This window comes from Bacillus cereus group sp. BfR-BA-01408, from assembly GCF_022663305.1.
GTDB classification, from domain to species: domain Bacteria; phylum Bacillota; class Bacilli; order Bacillales; family Bacillaceae_G; genus Bacillus_A; species Bacillus_A pacificus.
In genome coordinates, this window is sequence record NZ_JAKUFF010000084.1 from 1 (window position 1) to 16,859 (window position 16,859).

Below are 16,859 nucleotides of genomic sequence, written 5' to 3' on the forward strand. Positions count from 1 at the left end.
CGCAGGTTCAAATCCTGTCCCCGCAACCAAATGGTCCCGTGGTGTAGTGGTTAACATGCCTGCCTGTCACGCAGGAGATCGCCGGTTCGACCCCGGTCGGGACCGCCATTTTAATAAGGCTCGGTAGCTCAGTCGGTAGAGCAGAGGACTGAAAATCCTCGTGTCGGCGGTTCGATTCCGTCCCGAGCCACCATTTATCTTAATCATATACGCCGGCTTAGCTCAATTGGTAGAGCAACTGACTTGTAATCAGTAGGTTGGGGGTTCAAGTCCTCTAGCCGGCACCATGTAAGTTTCGGAGGGGTAGCGAAGTGGCTAAACGCGGCGGACTGTAAATCCGCTCCTTCGGGTTCGGCAGTTCGAATCTGCCCCCCTCCACCATTTACATAGGGGCATAGTTTAAAGGTAGAACTGAGGTCTCCAAAACCTCCAGTGTGGGTTCGATTCCTACTGCCCCTGCCAAATATATTTACACAACATGGCGGTTGTGGCGAAGTGGTTAACGCACCGGATTGTGGCTCCGGCATTCGTGGGTTCGATTCCCATCAGTCGCCCCATTTTTATTTTAAAAATTATAAATAATCTAATGGATGCTTACATATAATTAAGTAAGAATTCGATGGGCTATAGCCAAGCGGTAAGGCAACGGACTTTGACTCCGTCATGCGCTGGTTCGAATCCAGCTAGCCCAGCCATTTTTGCGGAAGTAGTTCAGTGGTAGAATACAACCTTGCCAAGGTTGGGGTCGCGGGTTCGAATCCCGTCTTCCGCTCCAGTAAAATTTTATATGGCGGCATAGCCAAGTGGTAAGGCAGAGGTCTGCAAAACCTTTATCACCGGTTCAAATCCGGTTGCCGCCTTTTCTTTTGTGCCGATGTGGCGGAATTGGCAGACGCGCACGACTCAAAATCGTGTTCCTTCGGGAGTGTCGGTTCGACCCCGACCATCGGTATCACGAACGGCGTAATAAAAAAGACTCTACACCAAATGTGTAGAGTCTTTTTTATATTTTCATCATACTAAAGAATAAGCACAAATAGGTACTAAATGATTAAGATAAACGTATTCATGTAGTATTTGAATGTGTCATAATTCTCCCCCTCTATACTCACTTCAAATTTTTTCCTATTTTAATTATACAACAATAGAAAGGAATTAAGGGAATATTATGGAAATCGGTATCGGTGATGTAAAAAACTCTAATAGAAATGGTAGAGTTTTTTTGCTAAATTATGTTATGTGATTCTAAAATTCGTGATAAATGTAGCAATTCATGTATAATATAACTTGTCGAAAGAACAAAATGATAGTGATTTATATTATGTCTGTAATATGAATCAAAAATGAACTTTTTATATTTCTTTTAAAAATGTGTTGAACACACATGATATTTCATATTAATATTTTTATGTAGATTTAAAACCGGAAAGAGAGTGGAAAGTATGGGTCGTAAATGGAATAATATTAAAGATAAAAAAGCATCAAAAGATGCAAATACTAGCCGTATATACGCGAAATTTGGACGTGAAATTTATGTAGCGGCAAAACAAGGCGAGCCAGATCCGGAATCAAACCAAGCGCTTAGAGTGGTATTAGAACGTGCGAAAACATACAATGTTCCAAGAACAATTATCGATCGTGCAGTTGAAAAAGCAAAAGGTGGTTCAGAAGAAAATTATGACGAGCTTCGTTATGAAGGATTCGGACCAAATGGAGCTATGGTAATTGTAGATACACTTACAAACAACGTAAACCGTACTGCAGCAGATGTACGAGCTGCATTTAGCAAAAACGGTGGTAACATGGGTGTAAACGGTTCTGTAGCTTACATGTTTGATGCAACAGCTGTTATCGGTCTTGAAGGGAAAACATCAGATGAAGTTCTTGAGATTTTAATGGAAGCAGATGTGGATGCACGTGACATTCTTGAAGAAGAAGATGCTGTTATCGTGTATGCTGAACCAGATCAATTCCATGCAGTACAATCTGCTCTTAAAGATGCTGGCGTTGAAGAATTTACAGTTGCTGAATTAACAATGCTTGCACAAAACGATGTAACACTTCCTGAAGATGCACAAGCACAATTTGAAAAAATGGTTGATGCATTAGAAGATTTAGAAGATGTGCAACAAGTTTACCACAACGTAGACTTAGGAGAATAATACGATAGAAGCCCCTTTTCATTTAACGGATAGGGGCTTCTTTTTATGAATTTCATTAAGGTGATGAATGAGTAAAGGTATTTTGTTGTAGACAGGGAATATGCTTATAGGGATATGTGAAATATTCATTATTGCTAGGAGGCTTAATATGGAACATAAAACACCAAAGCATATCGTTGCTGTAGCAGGTTATTTAACAAATGAAAAAGACGAAGTGTTATTAGCTAAAGTACATTGGCGATCGGATACATGGGAGTTGCCAGGAGGACAGGTAGAAGAAGGAGAAGCGCTCGATCAAGCAATTTGTAGGGAAATAAAAGAGGAAACAGGATTAACGGTGAAGCCTATCGGTATTACAGGAGTTTACTATAATGCTTCCATGCACATTCTAGCTGTTGTTTTTAAAGTGGCATACGTGAGCGGTGAAATACAAATTCAGCCTGAAGAAATACAAGAGGCTAAATTTGTTGCTTTAAATGAAGAGAACATAGATGAGTACATAACGCGTCCTCATATGAAATCCAGAACGCTTGATGCGATGAGAGCAACACATTGTATTCCGTATGAAACGTGGGAAGTGCAGCCATATAACTTAATAGGAAGATTGTAAAGAAAAGAGTAGCCGGTTTGAGATACAATCAAATCACTACTCTTTTTTGTATACTGTTTAAGAAAAAGGTCAAAATAATAATAGTGTTAGTATTGATTTTAAGAACGTTTGTTCTGTATAATGTATGATATATTATATACATTTAGATTACTAGATACTCAAAAGTATATATATTGGTAGATGATATAATGAAGATAGAGTGCTTTAATATAGAAAGTATAATAGCCTTAAGATTTAATCTGTTATTGGTTTAGCATAATCTATATTCAATATTTCAGATGAATAGTAGATAAAAAAGGACTGTGATACAATACTTTTTTATCCCACTATTTGCCGGGCAATCAGATTGGTGCGTTCTGATTAAAGTTTCACCTTATACCTTACAATGATGTAAGGTATGTGTAAGAGAAATCGATGGGATATTTTTTTACAACAAGGTATTCTTAAAGTAAGAATTATACGCTGTGTGGAAAAGAGGTGTTTAAGATGAAAGAACGAGTATTATCTAGGGTGAACTATCATCAAAAAGTTGCATTAAATCCAATGACTAAGTTTTTGTATAAAGCCATTATTTTATTATTATTGTTAAGTTTCGCGTTATTATTCATTGGAAATGTAATGATCGAGAAAAGTGATATTAGTAAATTACATGTACCGGCTAAGTTAGAGGTGCCAGAATCATTAACACATGCATTTATTGCAACAGAAGATAAAAGGTTTTATCATCATAACGGTTTAGATTATATAGCGATTATCAGAGCGTCTGTTGAGAATATAAAAGCTGGTGGTGTTGTGCAAGGTGGTAGCACAATTACACAACAGTTATCAAAAAATGCTTTTTTAACGAATGAACGTACATTTTCTCGCAAGTGGAAAGAAATTTTTTATACAAAAAAAATTGAACGTACATTTACAAAGGATGAAATTTTAAAATTATATGTAAGTAATATTTATTACGGAGAAGGAGCATGGGGAATTGAAAAAGCAGCAAACCTATACTTCGGTAAAAAGGTGAGCCAATTAACATTGGCTGAAAGTGCAATGATGGCTGCTGTAGTAAAGGCACCTGCTTATTACTCACCGGTACAAAATTATGATAAGGCCGTAGAGAGACGAAATGTCGTTTTGAGATTGATGGAGAAAGAAGGCTATATCAATCATGATGAGTATGTGCAAGCAGTTAGTGAGAAGTTAGTCATTCGTCATGATATAAAAACAGAGCAGTCGATGTTAAATAGTGCTCGTGAAAAAGCAGTAAGCTAATGGAAGTTCCTACATAGGAGCTTCTTTTTTTTTGAATAAATTGTGACAAATCGTGACACAATATCGTCACAATTATTGTGTTTTTGTAATTTATGTGAGCGTGTTCATTGCGTGACGTATATAAGTGTTGATATTATGTGTATTGTGTACAATGCTGTATACAGAATATGAAATTAAAGAGGAATGTATATGAAATCATCGAACAAACTCATGGCTCTTGGTATAGTTTTTTCCATTGCAGTATTGATTGTGATCGGAACGATTGCGTATAGCATCATAAATGACAAAAAAGATAAAGGGAATGAGATGTTTGCTTATTCCACACAACAATCTTTAGGGAAAGATGATGCTCCGGTTAAGGTAGTTGAATTTGGAGACTTCAAATGTCCCGCTTGTCGTACTTGGGATGTAACAGTATTGCCACGATTAAAAGAAGAGTATATTGATAAAGGTAAAGTGCAGTTATACTTTATTAATTTTCCGTTTATTGGGAAAGACTCTGATTTAGGTGCAGCAGCTGGTGAAGCAATTTATAAACAAGATAAAGATTCATTCTGGACTTTCTATGATGAGATTTATCAAAGTCAAAAGAAAGATACGGAAGAATGGATTACAGAAGAATTACTTCTTAACATTGTGAAAGAGAAGCTTCCGAAAGTTGATGTAGATCAATTTAAGAAAGATTTACACAGTAAAGAAATAAAAGAAAAAGTACGTAAAGATTCAGATCGTGCTCAAAAATTAAAAGTTCAAGGTGCTCCTTCAGTATATATAAACGGAAATCTTGCAAATCCTGATTTCGATAGTATGAAGAAGGCGATTGATAAAGAATTGAAAAAGTGATGAGCTACTCATCACTTTTTCGACTTTTTTCGATAAAATTCTTGCTTCCGCTTTTTTTACATGCTATACTACTTTACATAAGTTATTCTAATATCTTATATGTATTTCATATTTGCGGGTGTAGTTTAGTGGTAAAACAAGAGCCTTCCAAGCTCTGGTCGAGAGTTCGATTCTCTTCACCCGCTCCAAATTTTATTAAATGTTTTTCTATAAATTGTGATCAACGCAGTGTTTCGTTTCCGAGATAAACGAGGCATTGCGTTTTTTAATGTTTGGAAAACAGTATTTTATGCGAAAATAGAAGTAAAGAATAGTATTCCAAAAGTGAATTGCTAACCAATAGATCGTTACATAAAGGATGGATTCATCTGAGGAGGCGATTAGGAATGGATTTTGAACAATTAAAGCAAGATGTCATTGCGTATAGTAAAACGATTGGTATAGATAAAATAGGCTTTGCTAGTGCTTCACCATTTGAAGAATTAAAGCAGCGGTTAATCCAGCAGCAACAATTAAATTATCAATCTGGATTTGAAGAGCCTGATATAGAAAAGAGAACGAATCCACAGCTTTTATTACCTGGTGCAAAATCAATTATTGCGATTGCATTAGCGTATCCTTCAAAATTAAAAAATGCACCATTAAGTAAGCGTGGAGAACGCCGTGGGATTTTTTGTCGTGCTTCTTGGGGACAAGATTATCATCTAGTTTTACGAGATCGTTTGCAGAAATTAGAAGCATATTTAATCGAAAAACTTCCCGATATAGAAGTTAAGTCAATGGTTGATACGGGTGAATTAAGCGATCGAGCTGTTTCAGAGCGTGCTGGTATTGGATGGAGCGGTAAGAACTGCTCTATTATTACACCTGAATTTGGTTCGTATGTATATTTAGGAGAAATGATTACAAACGTTCCATTCCCACCAGATCAGCCGATAGAAGATCAATGCGGGAGCTGTACAAAGTGTATTGATATTTGTCCTACAGGTGCTTTAATACAAGGAGGACAGTTAGATTCGAAGAAGTGTATAGCATTTTTAACACAGACGAAAGGATTCCTACCGGAAGAGTATCGCGACAAAATAGGTAATCGTATTTATGGATGTGATACGTGTCAGACAGTTTGTCCGAAAAATAAAGGAATGGATTTTCATAATCACCCTGAGATGGAACCAGATCCTGAGTTAGTTAAGCCGTTATTAACACCACTTTTAACAATTAGCAATCGTGATTTTAAAGAGAAATATGGAATTATGTCTGGTTCATGGAGAGGTAAAAAACCGTTGCAACGAAATGCAATTTTGGCACTTGCGCATTTTAAAGAGGCATCAGCAATTCCTGATTTAATTGGTGTTATGAAAGACGATCCAAGACCAGTACTTCGCGGAACAGCAGCGTGGGCGCTTGGGAAAATTGGTGGAGACGGCGTGGGCGAAGCTATTGAAAAAGCGATGCAACGTGAGAAAGACGAAGAGGTTCTTCATGAAATGAATCGCGGACTTGAATTGTTAGCGCAGAAAAAAGAGTAGATAATATCTCCCTTTTTCATATTGTAATATGGGAGGGAGACGAAATGGTTGTAAAAATAAATATTGAAAAGCAAGTCCAACACTTTTTAGCATATATAACAGAGAAACGAACAAATGTAGATGGTATTGCTGAAGATTTATTACAAATAGCAAAGAGAAAGAAACAATTATTTCAAAAGCGTAATGCAGAGATAGTAAAAGCAACTGCGGACGTTTCTTTTATGAGGCAATTCAATAATAGCAATCATCAAGAAATTGATTATCAAATACATTTTAAATATTTAATTAAGCATAAAGAATTATTTTATATTGAAGAGGAACAATTAAAACGAAGAGTTTGTTTAAATAATAGCCGGATAATAGGTGATTATGCTATTGAAGTGCCAGAAGCAGTTGGAATGAGTGAGACATTAGAAAGGGAAGTTACAAAAGAGAAGTACGGTTCCTATCAGTACAACCGTTTAGAGGCAGTTAAATATGCAGAGCGTTGGTGGGATGATCGAAACCCTGCATATCGTAATTTCCCTGATAATTGTACGAATTTTATTTCTCAATGTCTTCATACTGGAGAAGTACCAATGAATGGATATCCTAATATTCGCAAAGGATGGTGGCAAAGGGAGAATCAGTGGAGTTGGAGCTGGGCTGTTGCACACTCTTTTTATTGGTATTTGTCAGGTGCTACATCAGGACTTCGAGCTGAAGCTGTAGAAAGGCCAGAGGACCTTATTCTTGGTGATGTCATCGCTTATGATTTCGAGGATGATGGTAGGTGGAATCATACGACGATTGTAGTAGCAAAAGACGCAGATGGTATGCCACTTGTAAATGCACATTCAGCGAATAGCCGTCGGCGTTATTGGAACTATGAAGATTCTAGTAAATATACACCACAAATGAAATATAAATTCTTTCATATTATTAATGGGTAGAGATTTTTCGCTCAAGTGGTATAATACGTAGTAGACAAAAAACAGAGGTGAATATCGCGTGGGAGTACATGTTGTTTTATATCAACCAGAAATTCCAGCAAATACAGGAAATATTGCTCGTACTTGTGCAGCAACTGGAACAGAATTGCATTTGATTAGACCGCTTGGATTTTCAACGGATGATAAAATGTTAAAGCGTGCAGGATTAGATTATTGGCAGCACGTGAAAATTACGTATTATGATTCAATTGAAGAGTTTTATGAGAAAAATAAAGACGGTGAGTTCTTCTATTTAACAAAGTATGGCGAGAAAGCTCATACAGCGTTTGATTATAGTAAACGTGAGAAGGATTACTACTTTGTATTTGGAAGAGAAACGAACGGTTTACCAGCTAATGTAATCGAAGAAAATTTCGATCATTGTTTACGTATTCCAATGACTGATAAAGTGCGTTCATTAAATTTATCAAATACAGCAGCTATTTTAATTTATGAAGCGTTCCGTCAACAAAATTATCCAGGATTAGATTTAGAAATTGTTTATTAAAAGTCGCCATATGGCGACTTTTTTTCTAAAAATAAAAATAAATATGGAATCATACATTTAAAAAAGGGTACAGAGTCATATAGAATGGTGATATATGAATAAAAATAGATCAGACAGGTTGAGATAAATATGAAGGAACAATATCGTAATCAAAATACCTTTTTAAGTATGATAGATATGGATTTAATAAGAAGAGGATTATTACATGCTATTCAAGATTTAGTATTTATTGTGAAAGTTATGGATGATGAAACCTTTACATATATTTATGTAAATAAGATAGGTATGGATTATGCAAAGCTAAGCGAAGAATGTTATGGAAAAACGTTTTCTGAAGTATTGCCGAAAGATACGGCGGAAATATTGCAAGTGCAATATGCAAAAGTAGCGAGCGAAGTAAAAGCACATACCTTTTGTGATGTAGTTAGTTTACCAACTGGTAATTTACATTATGAATCTTCACTTAATCCTGTATTTGATGAAGAAGGAGTATGTCAGTTTATTATTTGTATTACGAGGGATATTACAGCTCAAATTGAGGAGAAGATTGAAATAGAGGAAAAACAAATGTTATTTAAGTCATTACTAGAATATAATAATGACTCCATTATATCTATAGATTCTATAGGTAGAATTACATACGCGAATCCAGCAACGTATGAAATATTTGGATATCGATATGAAGAATTAAATAATAAATTTATCTTTGAATTTATTAATAAAGAATATGAAAAAGATTTTCAAAGTATATTTAAAGGATCCATGCAAGGAAAAGCGAAGCAAATTGTTTCAAAGAAGTATATTCATAAAGAAGGGTACGAGCTATATATTTCTCTGAGGACGATTCCGATTATTGTAAATGGTGAAATTGTTGGAGTATATATTGTTACGAGAGATGTTACAAGGCAAGTATTAAATGAGATGAGAACGGAATATTTAGCTTACTATGACCAGTTAACAGGATTAATGAATAGAATTTCATGTGCAAATAAGTTAAATACTTTGTTGAATGATAATACAGAGTTTGCGCTTGTTTTTATAGATTTAGATGAATTTCATCTTATTAATGATACTTTTGGCCATAAAGAAGGAGATAAAGTATTACAAAAAGTTACAGAATGTTTAAGCAGTTTTGAAATAGCTGGTATGCACTTATTTAGAGAACACGATGATCAATTTGTTATGTTAATAGAAAATATAACGAAAGAACGTGTAGAGGGAGTTGCCAAAAACATACTGAAAAGGATTAGTGAACATTTTGTAATCGAAGAAGAGGACGTGTATTTAAGTGCGTCAATCGGAATTGTAATGGCTCCAACAGATGGAGAAGATGAAAAAATATTATTCCAAAGAGTTGATGCTGCTTTGGAAAAAGCAAAAGAAAAAGGAAAAGGGCATTATCATTTTTATTGCAGCGGGTTAGATTGTGAGCGTGAACAAAGATTTATAATAGAAAACCAATTACATCGTGCTATAGAAAAAAATGAATTCTTCTTATATTATCAGCCGCAAATTAATATTGAAACGAAAAAAATAGCTAGTATGGAGGCTTTAATAAGATGGGAGAATAAAGAATTAGGATTTGTCTCTCCCAATCAATTTATTCCGCTAGCAGAAAGAACAGGATTTATTATTAAGCTTGATGAATGGGTAGTAAATGAAGTGTGTCGACAAATACGCGAATGGTTAAATAAAGGATATGAAGTTGTCCCAATTGCAGTTAATATTTCAGCCAGGCATTTTCGCTCTATTACATTAATAGAGATGATTACACGAGCTTTACATAAGTACAATGTACCAGCCCATTTATTAGCGATAGAGGTTACAGAAGGAGCCCTTATACATAAAGATATATCGAAAAGAGTATTGCTACAATTAAAAGAACAAAATTTAAAGATTCATTTAGATGATTTTGGTACAGGATATTCATCTTTAAGTTATTTAAAAACGTATCCAATTGATACTTTGAAAATTGATCGTTCTTTTATGGAAGGTATACATGTAGATGAACGCGATACGAATATTACGGCTGCAATTATTCATTTAGCTCATACGTTGGAATTGAATGTAATTGCAGAAGGGGTAGAAAAAGCAGAACAAATACAATTTTTGAAGGAAAAGAATGTGAAGTTTGTACAAGGTTATTATTATAGCCGCCCTTTATCAAAATATGATGTGGAAAATGTGTATTATAAATAATTGATAAAAAAAGTGATGTGCTAAGAAGCACATCACTTTTTATGTGTACCGGGTTTATCATTGTAACCAGATGTAAAAATAGCTGTAAGAAATGTGAGTGATACACCTAAAATTAATAATAATTTCATACTAATATCCCTCCTATTTTTCAGTTTACGAATCTGAAATATGAATCGAAATGTATGTAATGTTCTTGGAAGAAAAGAATTTATTTAAAATGAATAGAGGTGTAAAAACTTTAATACCTATATTATACAGAATTTTCTTTGAATTTTGGAGAGAATTTTATAGCACTACTGTATATTTCATTTTGATTTAAAGAATGTTTAAGGACATCCTAGCATACCTTTTATAATAATCCGATTGAACAAGGAGATGGGGGAGGAGCTATAATGGATATTCTAAAAAAAATTGAACAGCATCGAGAAGCAGAAGAACGCTTACAATGGGAAGGTACGTTTGCGGAGTATTTGGAGCTTGTGAAGGAAAGACCATGGGTGGCTCAAACAGCACACTCTCGCATTTACAATATGATAAAAGATGCTGGAATTGAAGAAGTTGATGGTAGAAGAAAGTATAACTTCTTTAGTAATCAGCTATTTGGGTTAGAGGATGCTTTAGAACGTCTTGTAGAGGAATATTTTCATCCGTCTGCAAAACGATTAGATGTTAGAAAACGTATTTTATTATTAATGGGTCCTGTTAGTGGAGGGAAATCAACATTAGTTACGATGTTGAAACGAGGATTAGAAACATATTCACGAACAGATCGAGGAGCAATTTTTGCAATTAAAGGATGCCCAATGCATGAGGATCCACTTCATTTAATTCCGCACCATTTACGGGATGATTTCTTTGATGAGTATGGAGTTAGAATTGAAGGGAATTTATCACCACTCAACGTTATGCGTCTAGAACAAGAATATGGTTCGAGAATTGAGGATGTAGTTGTAGAGCGTATTTTCTTCTCGGAAGATCGCCGTACAGGGATTGGTACATTTAGCCCGTCTGATCCTAAATCACAAGATATTGCCGATTTAACAGGTAGTCTAGACTTTTCTACAATCGCAGAATATGGTTCAGAATCAGATCCACGAGCGTATCGCTTCGATGGGGAATTAAATAAGGCAAACCGTGGGATGATGGAATTCCAAGAGATGTTAAAATGCGACGAGAAGTTTTTATGGCATTTATTATCGCTTACGCAAGAAGGGAATTTCAAAGCGGGAAGATTTGCGCTTATTTCAGCAGATGAATTAATTGTAGCGCATACGAATGAAACGGAGTATCGCTCTTTCATAGCAAATAAGAAAAATGAAGCATTACACTCAAGAATTATTGTAATGCCAGTTCCATATAATTTACGAGTGAGTGAAGAAGAACATATTTATGAAAAAATGATTCGTGAAAGTGATGTGTCCAATGTTCACATTGCGCCACACACACTTCGCGTTGCAGCAATGTTTACAATTTTAACTCGTTTAAAAGATCCGAAGCGTCCGGATATTGATTTAATTAAAAAGATGCGTTTATATGATGGAGAAACGGTAGAAGGTTATAATGCGATTGATGTAGAAGAGCTGCAACGTGAATATCAAGATGAGGGCATGAGCGGTATTGATCCTCGTTATGTGATTAACCGAATTTCTTCTACAATTATTCGAAAAGAGGTACCATCTATTAACGCATTAGATGTACTTAGATCGCTAAAAGACGGGTTGGATCAGCATCCGTCAATTAGTAATGAGGATCGAGAGCGTTATATGAATTTCATCTCATTAGCAAGAAAAGAATATGATGAAATTGCGAAGAAAGAAGTACAAAAAGCATTTGTGTATTCATATGAAGAATCAGCGAAGACACTTATGGATAATTACTTAGATAACGTTGAAGCATATTGCAATAAATCAAAATTACGTGACCCATTAACAGGTGAAGAAATGAGTCCAGATGAAAAGCTAATGCGCTCAATTGAGGAGCAAATTGGAATTTCAGAAAATGCAAAAAAAGCATTCCGTGAAGAAATTTTAATTCGCATTTCTGCTTATGCGCGTAAAGGAAAACGCTTTGATTATAACTCACATGAGCGCCTTCGCGAAGCAATTCAGAAAAAACTATTTGCTGATTTAAAAGATATAGTGAAAATTACAACATCAACGAAAACACCAGACGAAAATCAGCTTAAGAAAATTAATGATGTTGTTGCACGCTTAATTGATGAGCACGGCTATAATTCTTCATCTGCGAATGAATTATTACGCTATGTAGGTAGCCTGCTAAACCGATAGTTTGATAACAAAACGCTGTCTCTTGTATTTTGCGGGACAGCGTTTTATTATCCATTCATATGTGTAAAGTGTCATACCTTGTCCAAATATAATAAATTAAGATGCAATTTTATGAATTTATTGTCAATTATTTTTACAATATGCATATGATAGAGTAACCAACCATTCATACGAAAAAAGCCAACACAATACAATATGTTGCAAAGTGTAAATGTGTGCAACTATGCATTGTGTTTCTTTCTTATCAAAGGCTGAATGATTCTTTTCTAGTATGTGAGTGGCAAAATTTTGTTTAGGATGCTCGGAGTATTATATGAAAAACGTTATATATGTTTATGGGATGATTTTCGATGGGCAGTTATCTTTCATTCTAGCTGGCACAGTATAAAACAAAATTTCTAGCTTGCTGTTCATATAGGAAGACAATTACAGTAAGGAGGGAAAGAAATGGGTGAAGAAAACCAACCAAATTATACGATTTCACAGGAAAACTGGTCCCTCCATCGCAAAGGATATGACGACCAACAACGCCATCAAGAGAAAGTACAAGAGGCAATTAAGAATAATTTACCCGATCTTGTAACAGAAGAAAGCATTGTTATGTCTAATGGTAAGGATGTTGTAAAAATACCGATTCGTTCTTTAGATGAATATAAGATTAGGTACAATTATGATAAAAACAAACACGTTGGGCAAGGAAATGGTGACAGCAAAGTTGGTGATGTCGTTGCGAGAGATGGATCAGGTGGTCAAAAGCAAAAAGGACCAGGAAAAGGGCAAGGAGCAGGGGATGCGGCTGGAGAAGATTATTATGAAGCTGAAGTCTCTATTTTAGAATTAGAGCAAGCATTTTTCAAAGAGTTAGAGCTGCCTAATTTAAAGAGAAAAGAAATGGATGAAAACCGAATTGAGCATGTTGAATTTAATGACATTAGAAAAACAGGATTATGGGGCAACATTGATAAGAAAAGAACGATGATATCCGCATATAAACGAAATGCGATGCGTGGTAAAGCATCTTTTCATCCGATTCACCAAGAAGACTTAAAGTTTCGCACTTGGAATGAAGTGTTAAAGCCAGATTCAAAAGCTGTTGTATTAGCGATGATGGATACAAGTGGATCGATGGGAATATGGGAGAAATATATGGCACGGAGCTTCTTTTTCTGGATGACGAGATTTCTACGCACAAAGTATGAAACAGTAGATATTGAATTTATTGCCCATCATACGGAGGCAAAAGTAGTTCCAGAGGAAGAGTTTTTCTCAAAAGGAGAAAGTGGCGGAACAATTTGTTCTTCTGTATACAAAAAAGCACTCGAGCTAATTGATAATAAATACTCACCAGACCGCTATAATATTTATCCATTCCATTTTTCAGACGGTGATAATTTAACTTCAGATAATGCTAGATGTGTAAAACTTGTTGAAGAATTAATGAAGAAGTGTAATATGTTTGGGTATGGGGAAGTGAATCAGTATAACCGCCATAGTACCCTCATGTCAGCTTATAAAAATATTAAAGATGAAAACTTCAGATATTATATTTTAAAGCAAAAAGCAGATGTATTCCATGCGATGAAGAGCTTTTTTAGAGAAGAATCAGGAGAGAAAATGGCATAACCCCTTTTTAAGGGGTTATTTTTTTGTAAACTTTTTATTTTTTTAGTTGACAATGATAATGAAAATCATTATCATTTATTCGAGAAATGATTACATTTTGAATTATATATTTTGGAGGAGATGTAAAGTTAAAAAGAAAATAAATTAGATGTTAATGAGTGGTCAACTTAATTGGAGTGGTATCTGTTTTAGAAACAATAACTAAAAAATCATATGTTAAGAAATTACAATTTATATAACTTGGAGGAAAGTTTAAAGTGAAAAATAATAAAAGAAAACATATAAATGCAATGTTAATAGCGGCGACGTTGTCGTTGCCATTTGCTACATATTCTACGCCGGCGTTAGCAGCTGTAGTAAGTGAAGTAAATAAAGCTGGGCATATTTTAAAGGATGGAACGTATGATGTTGTTTTAAAAGCATATAATGAGAAAACAAATGAAGAATCTCGAGCTACAACGTATATAAAAGAACCGAAAGTAACAATTGAGAACGGTAAAAAAATTGTAACAGCTACGCTAAATGATAGTGATTTTTTCCAATACCTTAAGGTAGAAGATAGTCAAAATCCAGGTACTTTACATGATGTAAAAGTACTTTCAGAAGATAAGAGAAAAAATGGGACAAAAGTGATTCAGTTTGAAATTGGAGAACTAGGAAAAAGATATAAAATGCAAATGCATATTTTCATTCCATCTATGGGATATGATGAAAAGTATCAAGTGCAGTTTGAAGTAAATACAGTTCACTCAGAAAATAATACTATAGAAGAATCAAAAGAGAAAAAAGAAGAGCAACAACAAGTAAAAAACATAATATCTGATAATAAATTACAACAATATATTAATAAAAGTGTTTTACAACGAGCAGATATAAATGCACCTATTACTGAGGAAGATGCAGCACAAATTAAAGAGTTAAAGGTGTACTTAGGAAAGGGTATTGAGAGTTTAGAAGGTCTGCAGTATATGGCAAATCTAGAAGCATTTGAATTACATGAGTCTAATGTCAAAGATATATCACCAATATCAAGTCTAAAAAAATTAAAAACAATGAAGTTATATTTGAATCCAATCGAAAATATTGCACCTATTTCTCAACTGGAAAAACTACAATTCTTAACTTTACGTGATAACAAAATTAGTGATTTAACACCATTAAGCCAGTTGAAAAAAGTAAAGGTGTTAGATTTAATTGGAAATGAAATCACGGATATTAAGCCGCTATTTTCAATGGACTCTGTAACTAAATTATATTTAAGTAATAATAAAATTAGTGATCTGACAGATATTGAGAAATTAGATGATTTACGCTTGTTATGGATAGGAAATAATTATATTGATAATCTGACAGAAATTAGTAAATTGAAGAATCTTGTTGAACTAGAAGTTGCAAATGCTGAAATCAGAGATTTAACACCATTAGCAAAAATGCAACAGTTACAATCACTTGATTTAGAGCAAAATTATATTTCTGATATTTCGCCAATTAGTAAATTAAATAATTTATATGCTTTGAATTTAATAGCAAATGAAATTCGTGACATTAGACCAGTGAAAGAATTAGGGAAAAGGGTTCCTATTAAACTTCAGCGACAAAAAATCTTTTTAAGTGATGGAGTAGTAAATGAAGATATAAAAATTCCTATATACGATTCAAATGGTGAAATAGTTCAAAATATTAAATGGCAGGGCGAGGAAGGGACGCTTAATAACGGATCTGTTAAATGGAATAGTACAGGAGAAAAAGTATATGAATTTAAATTAGAAACAGATTCTGCTGAAAGTCAAATACTATTTAATGGAACAGTATACCAAAACATCGTTGAAAAACATGAAGATATAAATATTATTCAAGATAAAAATTTACAAAAATTCATTAATAAAAATGGTTTAGGAAGAGCGAACTTAGAATCATCTATAACAAAAGAAGATTTATTACAAATTAAATCATTAAAAATAGTTGATGGGAAAAATCAAGGCATTACTGATATTTCTGGTCTAGAATATATGACAAACATAGAAGAGTTGGTTCTAGATAATATTGAGCTGAAAAATGTAGATTTTATCTCGAATTTGAGAAGCTTGAAGGCTGTGAAATTAACTTCGAATCAACTTGAAAATATTGAACCACTTTCGAAATTAGATAAGCTTGAAAAAATAGATATAAGTGACAATAATGTGAAGAACATTAGACCATTGTTCACATTAAATGCAATGAAAAATTTAAATGTATCTAATAATAAGCTTAATGATGCATCACTTCAAGAAATTCAACAGTTGAAGAATTTAGAAGTATTAAAGTTAAATCATAATGAAATTAGTAATGTGGAAGCTATTAGTGAAATAAGTATGTTGAACGAACTTGAATTGGTAGGAAATAAAGTAGTAGATATAACGCCATTAAGTAAATTGAAAAATTTACAGTGGTTAGATTTATCCGATAATAAAATTCAAGATATTTCTATTTTTGCTTCGATGCTAGATTTAATAAGCTTAAAGTTACCTGGTAATGAGATTCGTGACATTAGACCGATTATACAATTATCTCAGTGGAGTACAATAGATATTAGAAGGCAGAAAATTACTTTAGATGATGTGCAAATGAATCAAGCTGTGAAGATCCCTGTTCATGATGTAGAAGGAGTACCGCTTGAGGACATTACACTGAAAAGTGAAGGCGGAATTATTAATGAAGAAGGTACAATCACTTGGAGTACGCCAGGGGAGAAAGTATATGAGTTTACGTTTGATGGAAATAATTATTTTGGATTAGGTATTTGGTTTAGTGGAGAAGTAATACAAAACGTTGTAAATAAAACTGAATCAAAAGAAGAAACACCTAAACCAGTAGTAGAAGAAAA

11 protein-coding genes and 11 tRNA genes are annotated in these 16,859 nt (G+C 34.1%); all 22 read left to right on the forward strand.

Translation table 11 applies throughout. The features are described 5' to 3' along the window. Positions 1–32: 32 nt before the first annotated feature. A tRNA-Asp gene (locus tag MR083_RS23065) sits at positions 33–108 on the forward strand. Positions 109–117: 9 nt separating this feature from the next. Continuing rightward, positions 118–193: transfer RNA gene (locus tag MR083_RS23070), tRNA-Phe, on the forward strand. Positions 194–211: 18 nt separating this feature from the next. Continuing rightward, positions 212–287: transfer RNA gene (locus tag MR083_RS23075), tRNA-Thr, on the forward strand. A 10-nt stretch (positions 288–297) separates the two neighbouring features. Beyond that, a tRNA-Tyr gene (locus MR083_RS23080) sits at positions 298–381 on the forward strand. A gap of 7 nt (positions 382–388) precedes the next feature. Continuing rightward, a tRNA-Trp gene (locus MR083_RS23085) sits at positions 389–462 on the forward strand. Positions 463–481: 19 nt separating this feature from the next. Continuing rightward, a tRNA-His gene (locus tag MR083_RS23090) sits at positions 482–557 on the forward strand. A gap of 63 nt (positions 558–620) precedes the next feature. After that, positions 621–695 (forward strand) — tRNA-Gln (locus MR083_RS23095). Positions 696–700: 5 nt separating this feature from the next. Continuing rightward, a tRNA-Gly gene (locus MR083_RS23100) sits at positions 701–775 on the forward strand. Between the two features lie 14 nt (positions 776–789). Next, positions 790–860, forward strand: a tRNA-Cys gene (locus MR083_RS23105). A 10-nt stretch (positions 861–870) separates the two neighbouring features. Beyond that, a tRNA-Leu gene (locus MR083_RS23110) sits at positions 871–952 on the forward strand. 490 nt (positions 953–1,442) lie between these two features. Then, positions 1,443–2,162, forward strand: coding sequence for a YebC/PmpR family DNA-binding transcriptional regulator (locus MR083_RS23115; RefSeq protein WP_000532946.1), 720 nt, complete (start codon positions 1,443–1,445; stop codon positions 2,160–2,162). A 148-nt stretch (positions 2,163–2,310) separates the two neighbouring features. Next, complete coding sequence (locus tag MR083_RS23120) at positions 2,311–2,772, forward strand: NUDIX hydrolase (RefSeq protein WP_000400448.1); 462 nt, start codon at positions 2,311–2,313, stop codon at positions 2,770–2,772. A gap of 486 nt (positions 2,773–3,258) precedes the next feature. Next, on the forward strand, positions 3,259–4,035 hold the full coding sequence (locus MR083_RS23125; protein ID WP_000664712.1) for a transglycosylase domain-containing protein: 777 nt from the start codon (positions 3,259–3,261) through the stop codon (positions 4,033–4,035). Positions 4,036–4,224: 189 nt separating this feature from the next. Then, positions 4,225–4,878: a DsbA family protein gene (locus MR083_RS23130; protein ID WP_000842720.1), complete on the forward strand. Its 654-nt coding sequence runs from the start codon at positions 4,225–4,227 to the stop codon at positions 4,876–4,878. Between the two features lie 114 nt (positions 4,879–4,992). Next, a tRNA-Gly gene (locus MR083_RS23135) sits at positions 4,993–5,066 on the forward strand. Between the two features lie 198 nt (positions 5,067–5,264). Further along, the gene (gene queG / locus MR083_RS23140; RefSeq protein WP_000345218.1) at positions 5,265–6,407 is read left to right on the forward strand and encodes a tRNA epoxyqueuosine(34) reductase QueG; all 1,143 of its coding nucleotides are present in this window, start codon (positions 5,265–5,267) and stop codon (positions 6,405–6,407) included. 44 nt (positions 6,408–6,451) lie between these two features. After that, positions 6,452–7,339 (forward strand): amidase domain-containing protein, encoded by an 888-nt coding sequence (locus MR083_RS23145; RefSeq protein ID WP_000260538.1) that lies wholly within the window; start codon positions 6,452–6,454, stop codon positions 7,337–7,339. A gap of 58 nt (positions 7,340–7,397) precedes the next feature. Beyond that, positions 7,398–7,886 carry a tRNA (uridine(34)/cytosine(34)/5-carboxymethylaminomethyluridine(34)-2'-O)-methyltransferase TrmL gene (gene trmL / locus MR083_RS23150; protein ID WP_000538147.1) on the forward strand — a complete coding sequence of 163 codons (489 nt, stop codon included), beginning with the start codon at positions 7,398–7,400 and terminating at the stop codon, positions 7,884–7,886. Between the two features lie 129 nt (positions 7,887–8,015). Continuing rightward, positions 8,016–10,085, forward strand: coding sequence for a sensor domain-containing protein (locus MR083_RS23155; RefSeq protein ID WP_062821069.1), 2,070 nt, complete (start codon positions 8,016–8,018; stop codon positions 10,083–10,085). A gap of 392 nt (positions 10,086–10,477) precedes the next feature. Continuing rightward, positions 10,478–12,373, forward strand: coding sequence for a PrkA family serine protein kinase (locus tag MR083_RS23160; RefSeq protein WP_000353283.1), 1,896 nt, complete (start codon positions 10,478–10,480; stop codon positions 12,371–12,373). Positions 12,374–12,820: 447 nt separating this feature from the next. Beyond that, positions 12,821–13,996 carry a sporulation protein YhbH gene (yhbH, locus tag MR083_RS23165; protein WP_000503513.1) on the forward strand — a complete coding sequence of 392 codons (1,176 nt, stop codon included), beginning with the start codon at positions 12,821–12,823 and terminating at the stop codon, positions 13,994–13,996. Positions 13,997–14,253: 257 nt separating this feature from the next. Continuing rightward, positions 14,254–16,859, forward strand: a 2,606-nt coding sequence (locus MR083_RS23170; protein WP_242269895.1) for a leucine-rich repeat domain-containing protein, incomplete at its 3' end; no start/stop codon positions are given.